At 72.8% G+C, this 13,748-nt stretch carries 12 protein-coding genes; 6 read left to right on the top strand and 6 right to left on the bottom strand.

What is annotated here, in order from left to right; translation table 11 throughout:
* The first annotated feature begins 263 nt into the window (after positions 1-263).
* Both ACFC1X_RS25300 and ACFC1X_RS25295 read left to right on the top strand, forming a co-directional pair.
* A complete protein-coding gene (locus ACFC1X_RS25300; RefSeq protein WP_376357220.1) occupies positions 264-671 on the top strand; it encodes a YciI family protein in 408 nt (135 codons plus the stop codon).
* A gap of 8 nt (positions 672-679) precedes the next feature.
* Positions 680-1,831 (top strand): RNA polymerase sigma factor, encoded by a 1,152-nt coding sequence (locus ACFC1X_RS25295; RefSeq protein WP_376357326.1) that lies wholly within the window; start codon positions 680-682, stop codon positions 1,829-1,831.
* A 12-nt stretch (positions 1,832-1,843) separates the two neighbouring features.
* On the opposite strand, the gene ACFC1X_RS25290 is transcribed toward ACFC1X_RS25295, so the two are convergent.
* The 3 genes from ACFC1X_RS25290 to ACFC1X_RS25280 all read right to left on the bottom strand — a co-directional run bounded on the left by ACFC1X_RS25290 (position 1,844) and on the right by ACFC1X_RS25280 (position 5,952).
* Positions 1,844-3,400: an MFS transporter gene (locus ACFC1X_RS25290; protein ID WP_376357324.1), complete on the bottom strand. Its 1,557-nt coding sequence runs from the start codon at positions 3,398-3,400 to the stop codon at positions 1,844-1,846.
* Positions 3,401-3,485: 85 nt separating this feature from the next.
* Complete coding sequence (locus ACFC1X_RS25285) at positions 3,486-4,586, bottom strand: PP2C family protein-serine/threonine phosphatase (protein ID WP_376357219.1); 1,101 nt, start codon at positions 4,584-4,586, stop codon at positions 3,486-3,488.
* A gap of 154 nt (positions 4,587-4,740) precedes the next feature.
* On the bottom strand, positions 4,741-5,952 hold the full coding sequence (locus tag ACFC1X_RS25280; RefSeq protein WP_376357217.1) for an MFS transporter: 1,212 nt from the start codon (positions 5,950-5,952) through the stop codon (positions 4,741-4,743).
* 81 nt (positions 5,953-6,033) lie between these two features.
* Here ACFC1X_RS25280 and ACFC1X_RS25275 point away from each other — a divergent pair, with 81 nt between their 5' ends.
* The 3 genes from ACFC1X_RS25275 to ACFC1X_RS25265 all read left to right on the top strand — a co-directional run bounded on the left by ACFC1X_RS25275 (position 6,034) and on the right by ACFC1X_RS25265 (position 8,738).
* Complete coding sequence (locus tag ACFC1X_RS25275; protein ID WP_376357215.1) at positions 6,034-7,053, top strand: ArsR family transcriptional regulator; 1,020 nt, start codon at positions 6,034-6,036, stop codon at positions 7,051-7,053.
* Positions 7,054-7,252: 199 nt separating this feature from the next.
* Positions 7,253-7,774, top strand: a complete 522-nt coding sequence (locus tag ACFC1X_RS25270) for a glutathione peroxidase (RefSeq protein ID WP_352156044.1) — start codon at positions 7,253-7,255, stop codon at positions 7,772-7,774.
* A gap of 85 nt (positions 7,775-7,859) precedes the next feature.
* Complete coding sequence (locus ACFC1X_RS25265; protein WP_376357213.1) at positions 7,860-8,738, top strand: MerR family transcriptional regulator; 879 nt, start codon at positions 7,860-7,862, stop codon at positions 8,736-8,738.
* 101 nt (positions 8,739-8,839) lie between these two features.
* On the opposite strand, the gene ACFC1X_RS25260 is transcribed toward ACFC1X_RS25265, so the two are convergent.
* The 3 genes from ACFC1X_RS25260 to ACFC1X_RS25250 all read right to left on the bottom strand — a co-directional run bounded on the left by ACFC1X_RS25260 (position 8,840) and on the right by ACFC1X_RS25250 (position 11,129).
* A complete protein-coding gene (locus ACFC1X_RS25260; RefSeq protein WP_125492736.1) occupies positions 8,840-9,031 on the bottom strand; it encodes a DUF397 domain-containing protein in 192 nt (63 codons plus the stop codon).
* A gap of 175 nt (positions 9,032-9,206) precedes the next feature.
* Complete coding sequence (locus ACFC1X_RS25255; protein ID WP_376357210.1) at positions 9,207-10,064, bottom strand: helix-turn-helix domain-containing protein; 858 nt, start codon at positions 10,062-10,064, stop codon at positions 9,207-9,209.
* 303 nt (positions 10,065-10,367) lie between these two features.
* Positions 10,368-11,129 (bottom strand): GPP34 family phosphoprotein, encoded by a 762-nt coding sequence (locus ACFC1X_RS25250; RefSeq protein WP_307013081.1) that lies wholly within the window; start codon positions 11,127-11,129, stop codon positions 10,368-10,370.
* Positions 11,130-11,273: 144 nt separating this feature from the next.
* Here ACFC1X_RS25250 and ACFC1X_RS25245 point away from each other — a divergent pair, with 144 nt between their 5' ends.
* On the top strand, positions 11,274-13,619 hold the full coding sequence (locus ACFC1X_RS25245; protein WP_376357208.1) for a D-alanyl-D-alanine carboxypeptidase: 2,346 nt from the start codon (positions 11,274-11,276) through the stop codon (positions 13,617-13,619).
* Positions 13,620-13,748: the final 129 nt, after the last annotated feature.

Below are 13,748 nucleotides of genomic sequence, written 5' to 3'. Positions count from 1 at the left end.
GGTGGGTTCCGACGTACCGCTGAAGTCGATGACGTCATCATGGCACCACTTTGGCGCCACACGCAAGGGAGTACATGGCACCAGATGGCGCCACGCGACGCCAACCGGCGCCACGCGTACGAGTCCGCAGGTCAGAGCGCTAGCCGGAGCCCCGGAAAATTCCCCGAAGAATTCCGTACGGCGATGTCGAGAACCCGGGTCCCGCTCCGTCCCTGGGGTGAACGCGGCCACAATGGACCGCACCAGCACCGAGGAGACGCACCATGGCCAAGTACCTGCTGCTCAAGCACTACCGAGGCGCCCCGGCCGCCGTGAACGACGTGCCGATGGACCAGTGGACGCCCCAGGAGATCTCGGCACACGTGCAGTACATGCGGGACTTCGCGGACCGCCTGGAGAAGACCGGCGAGTTCGTCGACGGCCAGGCGCTCGCCCCCGAGGGCACCTTCGTCCGGTACGACGGTGAGGGGCGCCCTCCGGTCACGGACGGCCCGTTCGCCGAGACCAAGGACCTGATCGCCGGCTGGATGATCATCGACGTCGACACCTACGACCGCGCCGTCGAGCTGGCCGGTGAGCTGTCGGCCGCCCCCGGCGCGGGCGGGAAGCCGATCCACGAGTGGCTGGAGCTGCGCCCGTTCCTGGCCGAGCCGCCCACCGTCACGGAGTGACCCGGGAGATGGACGAGGTCCTGCTGAGGAGCCTCACGCCGGGCGTGCTCGGCATCCTCGTCCGCCGCGGAGCGGACTTCGCGGCGGCCGAGGACGCGGTCCAGGACGCCCTGATGGAGGCGGTCCGGGCCTGGCCGGACGACCCGCCGCGGGACCCGAAGGGCTGGCTGGTCGCCGTGGCCTGGCGGCGGTTCCTCGACGCGACCCGGTCGGACACGGCCCGCCGCCGGCGCGAGGACCGGATAGACGAGGAGCCGGGGCCCGGCCCGGCATCCTCGGTGGACGACACGCTCCAGCTCTACTTCCTGTGCGCCCACCCCTCGTTGACGCCGTCGTCGGCGGTCGCGCTCACCCTGCGCGCCGTCGGCGGGCTCACCACCCGTCAGATCGCCCGCGCCTACCTGGTGCCGGAGGCGACCATGGCGCAGCGCATCAGCCGCGCCAAACGCACCGTCTCCGGTGTGCGGTTCGACCGGCCCGGCGACGTGGCGACCGTACTGCGGGTGCTCTACCTGGTGTTCAACGAGGGCTACTCGGGCGACGTCGACCTCGCCGCCGAGGCCATCCGGCTCACCCGGCAGCTCGCGGCCGCCGTCGACCATCCCGAGGTGGCGGGGCTGCTGGCGCTGATGCTGCTCCACCACGCGCGCCGCGCCGCGCGGACCGCGTCCGACGGCAGCCTGGTGCCGCTCGCCGAGCAGGACCGCGGCCGCTGGGACACCGCGTCGATCGCCGAGGGCGTGGAGATCCTCCAGGGGGCGCTGGCCCGCGACCGGCTGGGCGAGTTCCAGGCCCAGGCGGCCGTCGCCGCCCTGCACGCCGACGCGCCCACCGCCGAGGAGACGGACTGGGTGCAGATCGTGGAGTGGTACGACGAGCTGGCCCGCCTGACCGACAGCCCCGTGGTCCGGCTCAACCGCGCGGTGGCCGTCGGTGAGGCCGACGGGCCGCGGGCGGGTCTGGCGGCGCTCGCGGCGGTGGACTCCTCGCTGCCCCGGTACACCGCGGCGGCGGCGTACCTGCACGAGCGGGACGGTGACCCGGCGAAGGCGGCCCGGCTGTACGCCGAGGCGGCCCTCAAGGCCGACAACCTCGCCGAGCGCGACCACCTGACGCGCCGTGCGGCGCGGCTCAACGCCGCGCGTCCTCCGGGAAGTTAGCCCCGAGGGCGGTCAACCACCACCCCGAGCGGGACGGCGGCCCGGCTCAACGCCCGCCTTCTCCGACGGGTTGACTTCCGGGGCCCGGCCGCCGGGATGCCGCAGGGCGCAGAAGTACCCGACGGCGAGGACGACGGCCATGCCGTAGAAGACCCACTGGTTGGCCTCGGCGAAGTCGAGGCGCACCGCGGACATCGCGTCCCGCATGGCCGTGGCGGCCGGGCCGTCGCCGGTGGGTACGCGGGCGTCCGCGTTGCCCGTGACCGTCTCCGTGACGTCCCGGGCCACGGAGCGCTCGGTGTCCGGCGCCACGCCGCGCTCCCGCAGGGTCTGCTCGACGTTGTCGGTCATGGCGTGCGTCAGCATGGTGCCGAAGACGGCCAGGCCGACGCTGGCCGCGTAGTTGCGGACGGTCTGGGTGATGCCGGTGACCTCGCCGTACGAGGCGTCGATCGCGCGGTTGACGGCGTCCGTCGAGGCGGGGGCCAGGATGAAGCCGATACCCGCGCCGGCCAGGGCGACGTAGGGCCACTGGTCGTGCATCGACAGGTCCGTCAGTTTCCCCGCCCACAGCGCGAAGCCGACGGCGCCGAGCGCGCACCCGATCCGCAGCGCCGGACGCGCCCCCCGCTTGTCGAGGATGCGGCCGCCCCACTGGGAGGCGATGGCGAACCCGGCGAAGAAGTACAGCAGGTACAGCGCGGCCTGGTTGGGCGAGGCGCTCAGCGAGACCTGGGCGTAGACCGAGGCGAAGAAGAACACCGGGACGAACGCCAGCATCGCGAAGAAGAGCACCAGCGCGTCCACGGTGAAGGCGCGGTCGCGGAAGACGGCGAGGTTGACCAGGGGGTGGCCGGGGGTGCGGAGTTCGTAGCGGCAGAAGACGTACAGGATCGCCAGGCCGCCCACGATGCAGGCCCAGGTCGCCACGGAGTCCCAGCCCCACGCCGCCGCCTGCTGGAAGCCGAGCACGCTCAGGCCCATGCCGGCGACGATCAGCAGGGCGCCCTTCACGTCCAGGGTCTCCGCGCGCCGGCGGTCGGGGATGTGGGCGAGCACCGTCAGGACCAGCGCGATGATCGCGACGGGGACGTTGACCCAGAAGATCGCCCGCCAGGTCCAGGCCGTGAGCCAGCCGCCGAGCAGCGGTCCCACGGCGGTGAGGGCGCCGGTGATGCCGAAGAAGAGGGCGAGCGCGCGTCCCCGGCGCTCCACCGGGAACACCGCGACGACCACGGCGAGCGCGGCCGGGAAGAGCAGCGCGGCGCCCAGGCCCTGGGTGGCCCGGAAGACGATGAGCCAGGTGAGCGCGTAGTCGCCGGAGGGCACGCAGCCGCACAGCACCGAGGAGACGACGAAGATCAGGGTGCCCGCCACGACGACGCGGCGCGGCCCCCACAGGTCGGCCAGGCGGCCGCCGAGGGCGAAGAACGCGGCCAGCGAGAGCAGGTAGGCGTTGATGACCCACTGCATGCCGGTGGAGGAGAGGCCGAGTTCGGAGACGATGTCGGGGGCCGCGATCGACACGATGGTCTGGTCGATGAAGGTCATCGCCACCGCGAACATCATCGCGGCCAGGGCCAGCGACTGGGAGGTGGCGCGACCGGCACCGAGCGCGTCCGGGTCCCGCTCCGTGTGCGTTCCGCTCACCCGGTCAGTCTGCGCCCGGCCCGTCGGCGGCGCATCCGGAGCCCTCGTGGCCCTGGTACCGCAGCAGCAGCATCGCCGCGTCGTCGTGGTGCGGCCCCGCAGCGTGCCGCACGAGGTCCTCGCGCAGGGCGTCCAGGGCGCGGTGGACGTCGGGGTCGTCCAGGAGGCGGGCGCGCTCGGCGAGCGGGTAGAAGCCGCCCCGGTCGTCCCGGGCCTCCGTGACGCCGTCGGTGTAGAGGAGCAGTTGGTCGCCGGGTCCGAAGGGCACCGGGAAGGGGTCCGGGCCGGGGCCGCCGTGTGCGGCCAGGCCCAGCGGCAGGGCGTAGGCGGGCGGCTGGGGGAAGTCGGCGGTGCCGTCGCCGCGGACGAGCATCGGCGCCGGGTGGCCGTAGTTGAGGAGGACGACCCGGTGGTCGTCGCCGATCTCGGCGAGGATCGCGGTCACGAACTTCTCGTCCTCCAGCTCGCGGGCGACGCTGCGTTCCAGCCGTTCGCCGAGCTTGACCAGGTCCTTCTCGTCGTACGCCGCCTCCCGGAAGGCGCCGAGGACGCGGGCCGCGGTCTCCACCGCGTCCAGGCCCTTGCCCTGCACGTCGCCGACGATCACCCGGACGCCGTGCGGCGAGGCGACCACCTCGTACAGGTCGCCGCCGATCCGTGCCTCGGCGAGCGCCGAGGTGTACGAGACGGCCGCCTGCAGCGGGCCCGCGGTCAGCGGTACGGGGCGCAGCAGGACCCGTTGGGCCACCTCCGCGATCGAGCGGACGCTGGCCAGCTCCGCCTCCCGGCGCGAGCGCATCACGGCCGCCGCGACGCCGACGCCGGTCACGCCGGCGACGGACGCCATGGCGGTGTAGCCGCGGGGGCGGTCGAAGAGCCCGTTGTAGAGGCCGAGACCCAGGCACAGCAGCAGGGCGACCAGCCCGATCACCGCCGTACGCCGCCAGCCGCCGACCAGCCCCGCGAACGCCGGTCCCAGCGACACCAGCGGCAGGAACCCCACCCCGGGCCCGGCGGTGACGTCCACGACGGCGACGACGGCCATGGCCGCGACGGGCATCCAGGCCAGCGCCGCGGAAGCGGACGGCGACATCTTCACGATCATGGCTACTCCGGTGGCACGGCGCTCGAGAGCCGCCCTCTCCCTGTCCTCAGGCGCCCCTACCCGGTCTTTAGACTATGCAAGGGTCCGGCCGCGCAGGAGTGTCCCGGCGGTCCTTAACCCAATCGAGGCCGAGTGGCACGCCGGGCACGGTTCCTCACGCCGCCCGGACCAGCCTCGGCAGCAGTCCCCCGTCGGCCGCGTCGCGCCGGCTCGCGACCGTCAGCGCGAGGGTCACCGCGAGGGAGCCCGCCGCCATCACGGTCATCGCCGTCGCCGGCGAGGTGAACTGGGCGACCGTGCCGGCCAGGGTGGCGGAGACGCCCTGCAGGGTGAGCATCCCGGCGGAGTGCAGTCCGAGTACGTGCCCGGAGAGTTGGTCGGGGGTCAGGGCGACCAGGCGCTCCTGCTGCACCAGGCTCGCGCCGAAGCCCACGGAGGCCAGCGCGACCAGTACGGCCGTCAGCGGCAGCGGCGGGCGCAGGAACAGGACCAGGTACGGCGCGGCCAGCAGCACCAGCAGCGGGATGCCGAACCGCGGACGCAGCCGGGCCGGGAGCAGACGGCCGACCGTCACGTCCCCCGCGAGCATGCCCAGCGCGGCGCAGGCGAACAGCGTGCCGGCCGCGCGGGGGTCGTAGGAGACGTACAGCGACTCGCAGCCGACGACGAGGCCGTTGGGGATCCACAGGGCAAGGAGCACGTGGCGGCGCGGACGGGCGGACCAGAGCAGGGCGTTGGCGCGCCAGGTGGCGCGCACGGAGGGGCGGCCGGTGGCGCGCGGCGGACGGCGGGTCAGCCGCATTGCGAGGGCCGCCGCAGTGGCGTACAGACCGGCCGCGAGCAGCAGGCACAGGCGCGGTGACAGCAGGGTCACCAGGACGCCGCCGGCCGCGTATCCGGCGATCTGCATGACGCCGCTCATCATGTTGAAGAGCGAACGCCCCGTCAGGTAGCCGTCCTTGGCGAGGATCTCGGTCAGCAGTCCCCAGCGGACGCCGCCGCCGAGGGAGGCGATCAGTCCCTCGACGAGGACGATGGCGAGCATCGCCCAGATGGGCAGGCCGGGCAGCGCGAGGGCGGCGGTGGCGGCGGCGAAGGCGAGTGACAGCGCCGCCAGCGTGGTGCGCGGGGCGAGCCGGTCGGCGCCGGAGAGGAAGAGGGTGGCGCCCAGCACCTGGGCCAGCGCCGGGCCGAACATGCTCACCGCGGACAGCAGCGGCGACCCCGTCGCGCGGAACACCAGGGTGCCGAGCGCCAGTCCGCTCACCGTCTGGGCGGCGATGTTGGCCGAGGAGGAGAGGAAGAGGGGGCTGAACTCCGGGGTGCGGAAGAGGTCCGCGTAGCTCGTGCGGCGGGTGTCTGGCATGCGGGGAGTCTGGGGCGCCGCGGGGACCGGCCGTTATTCTTTCGCGTCCGTGCGAAACGTCGGCGGGGGGGGAGGGGCCGTATGGGCTGGTGGCAGATCAACGCCGACACCCTGGCGCGCAGCCGGTTCGTCGTCTCGCCCTTGGCCGAGACCTTCGCGTGCCTGAAGCTGCTGCACGCCGGGGTGGCCGCGCACCCGGGCGAACGGGCCTGGCTCGACGCCCGGCTGCCCGCGTACCGGCGCCGGCTCGCGGACGATCCCGTGACGGCGCTGCTGGTCCGTTCCGGTCTCGGCCGGGAGTGGATCGCCGACTTCCTCACGCCCACCCCGCGCGAGGGCGAGACCTTCGAGGAGGGCGTCGAGCGCGTCCGGGCGACCCGCCCCGACCAGGCCCGCGCCGACCTGGCCGTGTCCCTCGGGGGCGCGCTCCCCGCCGCCCTGGACCGGGGCGACCTGCCCGAGCGCGCGGCCGCGCTGCTGGAGCACGTCTGGACCGAGGCCGTACGGCCCGACTGGGAGCGGCGCCGTCGCGTCCTGGAGGCGGATGTCGTCGCGCGGACCGCGCGGGTCAGCCGCGGCGGCTGGGCGGCGGTGCTCGACGCGCTGCGGCCCGGCACCCGCTGGCTCGGCGACAGCCGCCTGCAGATCAACCTGAACCCGTACCCGCCGCGCGACCTGTCCGGGGCCGAGCTGGTCCTCGTGCCCATCACCCCGCAGCGGCAGGGCTGGGTGGCGTGGGAGGAACCGGAGCGGTACGCGGTGGTCTACCCGTGCGCCGGTGCCCTCGCGGACGACGGTGCGCGGCCCGTGCCCGCGGCGCTCGGCGCCCTGCTCGGTCCGACCCGCGCGGGTGTGCTGGTCCTGCTGGGCTCCCCGATGAGCACCAGCCAGCTGGTGGGAGTGACCGGGCAGGCCCTCGGCTCGGTCGGCCGGCACCTGCGGGTACTGCTGAACGCCGGCCTGGTGGAGCGCCGCCGGGCGGGCCGCTCGGTGCTGTACTCACGGACGGCGGCCGGGGAGGTGATCGTCGAGGCGGCGGCCGGGGAGGCGCCCCTCGAAGCGACCGCCGGGGAGGCGCCCACCGAAGCGACCGGCGGCTGAGCCACACCGAAGCGCCGGCAGGGGGAGCCCCCGCCAAGACCACCACCGAAGCCGCCACCGGAAGAGCCCCCGCCGAAGCACCGGCCGGGCTCGCCGCCCGGAGAGCGTCCGCCGAGGCCGGGGCCAGGAGGGCGGCTGTCGAGGCCGGGGCGGGGAGGCGGCCGAGGGACCTGTCAGAGCGCGGGGCTAGCATCCGGGGATGACGACCTCAGAGAACGCGCGCAGCAGCGAAAGCCTCCCCCTCGACGTCGGGATCGACGCCCTCCAGGGCGGGTCCGCCGACCTCTCCCAGTACGCCGGCCGGGTCGTACTGGTGGTCAACGTGGCCTCCAAGTGCGGGCTCACCCCGCAGTACGCCGGCCTGGAGCGGCTGCACGAGCGGTACGCGGAGCAGGGCTTCACCGTGCTGGGCGTGCCCTGCAACCAGTTCATGGGCCAGGAGCCCGGCGGCTCCGACGAGATCGCCGAGTTCTGCTCGGCGACGTACGGCGTCACCTTCCCGATGACCGAGAAGGTGGAGGTCAACGGGGAGGGCCGGCACCCGCTGTACGACCGGCTGACCGGCTTCGCCGACGCCGAGGGGCACAGCGGGGACATCCGCTGGAACTTCGAGAAGTTCCTGATCGGGCGGGACGGCAAGGTCGCCGCCCGGTTCGCGCCGCAGACCGAGCCGGAGGCGGCCGAGGTCGTGGCGGCGGTGGAGGCCCGACTGGCGGGCTGAGCGGGAGAGGACCGGGCGGGGCCACGTTGACCTTCCCCCTGGGTCAGGCCCGAGCGTCCTCCTCGCCGGGCGGAGAAGCCGTCCGGTGACGGAGGATGACGACGTGGACGACGCGCGCGACGACGGGTTGCTGACCATCGGGGCGTTCGCCGCGAGGGCCCGGCTGTCGGCCAAGGCCCTCAGGCTGTACGACCGGATGGGCCTGCTCGTGCCCGCCCGGGTGGACGAGGCCACCGGCTACCGCTACTACCGCGCCGGCCAGGCGGAACGCGCCCGGCTGGTGGCGCTGCTGCGCCAGCTGGACATGCCGCTCGCGCAGGTCGCGGAGGTGGTCCAGGCGGACGGGCCCCGGGCCGCCGCCCTGCTCGACGCCTACTGGGCGGGAGTGGAGGCCCGGATGGCCGGGCAGCGCACGCTCACCGAACACCTCCGTGGACGACTGTCGGGGAGGAGCTCCGAGGTGTACGCGAGGTTCGAGGTCGAGACGGTGGACGTGCCCGAGCAGGTGGTGATCAGCGAGACCCGGCACACGCTGGCGGCGGAACTGCCGGCGTGGATCGGCGCCTCGCTGGGGCGACTGGAGGAGGCGGCCCGCGGTTGCGGAGGGGTGACGGCGGCGCCGTACGTCGTCTACCACGCCGAGGTGTCGATGGAGAGCGACGGCCCGGCGGAGTCGTGCGTGCCGGTGGCCGACGAGGCGGCGGCCCGGGCGTGGTGCGAGGAGCGCGGACGGGCCTGGCAGACGCGGGTGCGGGTGGAGCCGGCCGGGCGGCTGGCCTACACCCGGATCACCAAGGCGCAGGTGGCGCATCCGCAGATCCTGACCGCGTTCGAGGCGGTGGAGGCATGGATCGCCGATCAGGGACTGACGGCGGCCGGACCGTGCCGCGAGGTGTACTTCGCCGACTGGGAGGCGGCGGGCCCCGAGGACCCGGTGTGCGACATCGCCTTCCCGGTGAGGTGAGGTGAGGTGAGACAGAGCCCTCTCGGCAAGGTCGGCGAACTGGTCGAGAGGGCTCCGCCGTCGGTACTGCCGGGCGGTGCGTGGAGTTGTTCCTCGGGGTGTTACTCCTTGACCGACCCCACGAACGCGTTCCACGCGTCGGCGGGGAAGGCGAGGACCGGGCCCTCCTGGACCTTGGAGTCACGGACGGCGAGCGCCGCCACGACGGGTGACCGGACCTCGACGCACGCGCCGTTCCCTCCGGAGTAGGAGGACTTGGTCCACGATTCCTGGGCGCCCTGACGAATTGCCATGTCTGCTCCGATGGCGAGTTGCTGAGTGCGGTTTACGCCAATGACGTGTGATCTTTGGCGTGATCGACGCTACTCGCTGACCTCCCCGTACGGAGCAGCCATTCACCCGACCGGATGGCATATTCCAAGTGAGTCTTCCAGTACCGCCAGTCAGGGGTGTAACATCCGCCCCTTCTCAGCGCGCGTACTCCTTCGCCACGTCCTCGATGCGCTGGCGCGACTGCTCCACGTTGAGCGCCTGCGCCCGCAGATGCTCGTACATCACCGTGTACTTCTGCACATCCAGCGCCTTCTCCAGGTACAGGTCGCTGGTCACGCCCTCGATGTAGACCACGCTGGAGTCGGCCGCGTCGGCGAACTCCAGGATCGAGTACTGCCCGTTGATGCCGGGGTGCGCCCCGACGTCGAACGGCAGCACCTGCACGGTGATGTGCGGCAGCTGCGACATCTCGGCGACGTGCTCCAACTGCTCCCGCATCACCTGCTTGCCGCCCACCACGCGGCGCAGGCTGGCCTCGTCGAGCACCACCCACAGCCGCAGCGGGTTGTTCTGGGCGGAGATGCGCTCCTGGCGCCGTATGCGGACCTGCACCCGTTTCTCGATGTCGGCGACCGACGTCTCCGGCAGGGCGCCCTGGATGAGCGCCTCGGCGTACGCCCGGGTCTGCAACAGCCCGGTGATGATCTGCGGTTCGTAGGTCCGCAGCGACTCCGCGTCGGTCTCCAGGCCGATGTAGACGCTGTACGGGATGTCCCCGAAGGCGTGCCACCAGCCCTGCTGGCGCGAGTCCTTGGCCATCTGCATCAGCGAGTCGACGATCCGCTGGTCCTCGACCTCGTAGACCCCGCACAGGTCGCGGACGTCGCGCTGGCTGATGCTGCGCCTGCCGTTCTCCAGGCGGCTGATCTTCGACTGCGAGACCAGCAGCCGCTCCGCCACCTCCTCGGCCGTCATGCCCTTGAGCTCACGGAGCCTGCGCAGCTCCTGGCCCAGCCGACGCCGCCTTACGGTGGGATTGACACTCGACGCCACGGGACGTGCACCTCCGGCTGCGTGACTCATACTTGCCACTTTGCGTATCTGCTGCTGAGCAGACTGCCACCAAGGTGGTTTCTACCGCTGGCAAACGGTCCATATGCGCCGCGTACACGCCAGTTCGGGACGCCACCCGTACACATGGCCGCGCGGGGCGGCGGGCCGTGCCGCCGTCCGGGCATGCCGGACGTACGGTCGGTCCCGCCGCCCCGCGCGGACTTGCGGCTCCCGTGACCGGGCTTGGGGACTGGCGGTGCGGCGGTGCGGTACTGCGTGTGCGTCACTGCGGTGCGGTGCGGCTCAGTGGGCCACCGCACGCGCCATGGATCCGTGGCGTGGTTGCGCCGGAACGCCGCGGGCGGGTTCCGGAGCGGGCCTGCCACCCGGTCCGGCGGCCTGACGGCCGGCCGGGGCGGCCGGAGCGCGGCGTGGCTGCGCCCCCGCGCCGTTCTGAACGTCCATCACCGCGTGCGCCACCAGGCCGCCCATGGGGTCGTGCCTGATGAGGTCCCGCAGGCGGGACCGCGACGAGCGTCCTTCGTTGCCCGGGTAGAGGTGCTTGCCGAGACCGACCGCGTGGGCCAGCGCGGCGAGCGCCGCGGTCCGCGGGTCCGGCGGAACACCGGTGCGGATCGCCGAGTCGAGGCGGGCCTTGATCTCCCTGCTGATCGCCGTGTCGGTCGCCTGATAGCGAGTCGTCGGCAGCACTCCGCACATCTGGCCCTCCACGGCATGCACCATGCCGCATCGCTCCAGATGCGAGAGGTAGGTCTGGCGCAGCCCCAGGCGGGGCCCGCCAATCCAGTTGACCGCCCGTACGGGAGCGCCACGCCTTCGCAGCAACTCCAACGCGCAGTCCAGTGTTGGATCTCCTGTCGGCCGTGGTGCCACCACGGCGATACGATCCCCGTCTGGGGCTATCCGTCCGGCCAGCGCCAGCTCGACCAGCTGCGCTCCGGCCAGACCGAGGTCGAGCGACTGCGGCTGTGCGGTGGTACCCGTGGTCGGGTCCAACGCCAGCAGCAGAAGCTCCTCCGGAATTGTTCTGCGGCTCCTGCCCATCCATGCCTCCCCGCGTGGATGAGACACAGGGTGACCCCTCTCACATTGGTCTGTCGAGGGTGCGTGACCTGTTTGTAGTGGAACCAGTAGGTATGTCGTTCTCGTCTTCCGCGTGGGTTCCCCCCGTACACAGGACACTGGTAAATGGTTTCGGTACGGGATCGGCAGCGCGCACAGCACGTGCGGCGCATGGAGGAGGCATCGGTGGCGGGCGAGTCCCCCGACAGGTCGAAGCAGCGCGAGTCGTCGGAAGAACCGACGTCGGGGAGCGCGGGTCCGGTTCCCGAGGCCAGGACCGAGGCGAGCGAGGCACGTGATCCGCGGCTGGCGGTGTCGCGGGAGGACGCGAAGTCCTCGGCGTCCGCGGGGTCCGACGGCTCGGAGCGCCCCCGCGGGGGCGTCGACACGGCGACCCGGGTGCTGTCGGTCCGCGAGACGGAGACGGACGAGGAGGCCGAAGGCTCCGAGGCGGCCGACGAAGCGGAGTCCGCCGACGAGGGCGACGAGGATGAGGCGTCCGACGCCCCCGACGCGTCCGAGGAAGCGGATACGCCGGAGAAGTCCGAGAAGCCGGATACATCTGGCACGTCCGAGGAAGAGGACGACGCCGGGGACGCCACCCCCAGCGACGGGCGTCTGCGGGACGCCGTCGCGGCCTGGGTGGCGACCGCGGACGAGCGGGCCGCCGCCAACGCGCGCCTGGAGCCCCAGGACGCCGCCGAGGGCCCCGAGGGCGCCAAGGATGCCGAGAAGGGCGCTGAGGCGCCCGAGAAGGGCACGGAGGGCGACGAGGCCCCCTCGGACGCGGACACCTCGGACGCGGACGCCGGGGCGGACTCGGACGGTGAGCGTCCGGTCGATCAGCCCACCGCCGTGTTCCAGACGCCGCGCCCCGCCAAGCCCCCCGTCGACCAGCCCACGACGATGCTGAAGCTGGGCGACGTCGCCCCCGCACCCAAGAAGTCCGGCAAGGACGACAAAGACGCCGAGGGCGACAAGAGCGACGAGCCCGGCGAAGCCGAGCGGACCAGCAAGTTCGTGGCGCTGCGTCACCTGGACGACCCGTCGACGCGCAGGCCGCCGGAGCCCCCGAAGGCCCCGAAGGCCCCGTCCGAGCCCCCCAAGGCGCCGCAGGCCCCCCGGACCGCCGCCACCGCCGCCGTACCGCAGGTGGGGCCCGAGCGGACGACGCAGCAGCCGCTGCCGCCGAAGCCGCCGCTGGACCTGCTGGCGGAGCTGACGAACACCCCGCCGCCCCCGGAGACCCCGCTGCGGACGACGGTGCGCCGGGTCAAGATCTGGACGCCGCTGGTCGTCCTGCTGCTGATCGTCTTCGCGGTGGCGCAGTCGATGCGCCCGCTGCCCGCGCCCACCCTGGACCTCACGGCCGAGGACAGCTTCACGTTCGAGGGCGGCAAGCCGGACATCCCCTGGCCGTCCAGCGGACAGGCCGCGCTCGACGTGCAGGGCATCGGCACCTTCGGCTCGTCCGGCGACCAGAAGCCCGTACCGATCGCGAGCGTGGCCAAGGTCATGACCGCGTACGTCATTCTGCGCGACCACCCGCTCAAGAGCGGCGCCGAAGGGCCGGACATCAAGATCGACCAGGCCGCGGAGGACCAGTCGCAGGCGGGCCAGGAGTCGACGGTCAACGTGTTCGCGGGCGACGCGATCTCGCAGCGTGAGGCGCTGGAGAGCATTCTGATCGCGTCCGCGAACAACGTGGCGCGGCTGCTCGCCCGCTGGGACGCGGGGTCCGAGAAGGCGTTCGTGGAGAAGATGAACGCCGCCGCCAATGACCTCGGCATGACCAACACCACGTACACCGACCCGTCGGGCCTGAACAACACCACCGTGAGCACCGCCGTGGACCAGGTGAAGCTGGCCAAGGCGGCGATGACGGAGCCCGCGTTCCGCGAGGTCGCGGCGATGATGTCCTACGACGACTACAAGGGCGTCAACCACTCCAACTGGAACCACCTGGTCGGCCACAACGACGTCGTCGGCATCAAGACCGGCACCACCACCTCCGCGCTCGGCAACCTCGTCTTCGCGGCCAAGAAGGACGTCGACGGCGAGACCCGGACCATCGTCGGTGCCGTGGTGCGGCAGCCGGCGGGCGGCGCGGACAACACCATCCTCGGTGCCGCGCTGGACTCCAGCGACAAGCTGATCCGGGCCGCGCAGGACACCCTGGAGTCGTCGACGATCGTGAAGAAGGGCAGCGTCGTCGGGTACGTCGACGACGGTCTCGGCGGCCGTACGCCGGTCGTCGCCACGCAGGACGTCAAGGCGGTCGGCTGGGCCGGGCTGACCGTGAAGCTGACGTTCAAGGCGGACGAGGTGCCGCACACGGCGAAGGCCGGGACGAAGGTCGGCACCCTCGCGGTCGGCGACGGCGGCAGCAGCGGCGCGGTGAAGGTGCCGGTCGCCCTGCAGGACGACCTCGCCGAGCCCGGCTTCACGGACAAGCTCACCCGCGTGGGCTGACGTCGGGCCCGACCTGGGCCCGACCTGGGCCCGGCCGACGCCCTCCGCGCCCCCGTGGCCGACCGGCCGCGGGGGCGTTCGCGTGGGGCGCCGAAAGTGAGGAAGCCACGGTGCGGGCGTGCGTGCTAG

It is taken from the genome of Streptomyces sp. NPDC056128, from assembly GCF_042263835.1.
Classification (GTDB): Bacteria; Actinomycetota; Actinomycetes; order Streptomycetales; family Streptomycetaceae; genus Streptomyces.
The sequence above is the reverse complement of the archived record's forward strand: the minus strand, read 5'-3'. Positions and strand labels throughout refer to the sequence as shown.